Annotated in this window: 2 protein-coding genes and 1 pseudogene; 1 reads left to right on the top strand and 2 read right to left on the bottom strand. The window is 28.5% G+C overall.

The features are described from left to right. Window positions 1–374 (bottom strand): annotated as a pseudogene (locus tag ACI3VO_RS08670) (hypothetical protein); the annotation flags it as partial. A 22-nt stretch (window positions 375–396) separates the two neighbouring features. Beyond that, window positions 397–1,131 (bottom strand): HAD family hydrolase, encoded by a 735-nt coding sequence (locus tag ACI3VO_RS08665; protein WP_439757534.1) that lies wholly within the window; start codon window positions 1,129–1,131, stop codon window positions 397–399. A gap of 180 nt (window positions 1,132–1,311) precedes the next feature. Here ACI3VO_RS08665 and ACI3VO_RS08660 point away from each other — a divergent pair. Beyond that, the coding region (locus ACI3VO_RS08660; protein ID WP_439757533.1) for a hypothetical protein at window positions 1,312–2,396 on the top strand (1,085 nt) is incomplete at its 3' end.

Raw genomic sequence — 2,396 nt, 5'->3', positions numbered from 1 at the left:
CTTACATTTTTTATGAAGCTTTCTAGATTATCTTCTACATTAGCATAATCTTCTTCCTTTTGAGGATCGTAATTTAATAAATAGTCTTGTATATCCTTTGCACCGAATTGAATAGCTGCCTCTAAAATATGATCTTTTATAGTTGGAAATTGAGTGTTTTTAGAAGGACTATTCAAATCTACAATATTATTACTTACAATAAATTGAACTATTGATAGATAGTCGTATTTAGTTGCAAAGAAAAGCACCATTTCATCTAGCTGATTATCGGCAATTTTATCTGCAAAATCAACGAATATTTCTGGAGAATCTAAGTAAACCTTTCTCTCTAATTCTTTTAAATCCTTAATTATTTCTATCATATTAATAAACATAATTGACCTCCTCGATTAAATTCTATAAATCATTTTGATATAGATTTACGCTTGTATCAAGAGAATATATTATATCCTTTCTCTCTACTATAATTTTAGTAGTTTTTGATAAAATTTCGTCTTGATTAATGTGAAGTAGAAGCTCTTTAGTAGGATTTATAGCAATTGGATTACCAACCCTTCTGAGCATGTTGATATCTCCATTTGTATCTCCATAGGCATATGATTTTTCTAAGTCTATATCGTATTTTTCGATTAAACCATCTATCGCCTTGTTTTTGCTTTCTGAATCCCACATAGGTATTACCTTACCCGTAAATTTGTCATTTTCAAATACATATTCACTACCACGATAGTCTGTGACATTGTATTTTTCGGCCATTTTTTTTACTAGAAAATCAGGACTTCCTGATATAAATATAACCTTATGGCCGTTTTTAAGATGCCATTTTATTCTAGAGCGGGTATAAGTATAAACTCTTTCGGCTTTTAATTTTATAACTTGGTCTGCTGCAAAATCTATTGCCGACTTATCTAGTCCTATTAAAGACTCGACATATAGATCACATAGATTTAGTAGATAATCGTCGTAATTTCCTTGTCTTTTATCCCAAATGTTAAAAATATCTCTAGTATTGTCTACCCATGCTTTTTCATCAATCACTTCATATTTAATTAATTTTTTAAAATGCTCAATCATAAGAGAATCTCTGTAGATTGTTCCGTCGATATCAAAAAAGGCTGCTGCGTTTTTCATCAAGATCACCCCTAATTTATGCTTTCTTATATTATATTATATTTTCGGTAAATAATATACTAAGACTATGAAATATAGCATAAATCGTATATGATATTTATATTATACTTAAAAAACAATTAATAATACGAGCGAGCGATATATTAGGAAAATATAATAGATAAGAGAGGAATAAACTATATGGATTTTGAATATGCAAAAATAACTAGATCTAGACTGATGGGAAGCATGGGTCTTATTATAAAGCACAGTGATGGCGAAAATGAGGTATTTGAATATTTTTTATTAGATTGCGAAGGCTTGGGATTTTGTGATTATGTTAGATTAGAAAATCCTACTAAGGAAGAATCATATATGGAAGAGGAAAGGCTGATGGGAGGCTTAGGTGAAGATAGAGTGTTTATATCTGAGGATAGAGCTTTATTTTTAGTCAAATATTTTGGTAGCAAAAATATAGAATATGAAAAGCCACTTCCAGAAGGTGAAGAATATTATATGGATATTATTAAAAATTATAAAACTGATTTGACTATGGAGGATATGTTTCCGGTTATTTGTAGAAGGATAACTAGTGAAATTGAGTTTATAAACTTTATGACTATGCGATTTATAGCTTGGGATAGAGAGGCATTGAGATATTTTTGTGAAAATCAAGAAACTGCATATATGCATATCACAAATATCAATGGAACTCTTTTGAAAAATACTGTTTATGAAAAAGGCGACGGAAAATATATAAGCAAGGCTATTTATGAAGATAACGACGGATACTATGTATGTAAAATCGCTTTTAATATAAAGAAGATTGACGATGATTATAAGGTGAAATCTATATTCGTTGCAGATAAGCAGTCTATTTATGATTTTCAAGTATTCGATGAAATATCAAAAAATGAGTTTGTAGATATTTATGATTTAAAAAAATACGATGAATTTATAGATAGATTTTATAGAGATAATCCTTTTATGCTAAAGAGTAAGCTAGATGACGGAATGTTTTTTACTAGATTTAATTTTAATAATGACCATGTAAAAGAAAAAGTATATGTTATAAATAATGATTTAAAAGCGATTTACTATGTAATGAAGGATAAGTTTTATGTTGGGACTTATTCAAAAAGAGATAGAGATTATATAAATAAGTTGTTGCTTGCAAATTACAATGAGTATATAGAATTTGATGAGGCTATGTGCTTTGAACAAAATGTATTATACGATTTTGCAGAGTCTGGTTGTGATGATTTTAATTATTTTATAGAAGATTA

The sequence above is a fragment of the Intestinibacter sp. genome, assembly GCF_051866655.1.
In the GTDB taxonomy this organism is placed as follows: domain Bacteria; phylum Bacillota; class Clostridia; order Peptostreptococcales; family Peptostreptococcaceae; genus Intestinibacter.
Note: the sequence above shows the minus strand (reverse complement) of the source record. Positions and strands in the feature narration are given on the sequence as shown.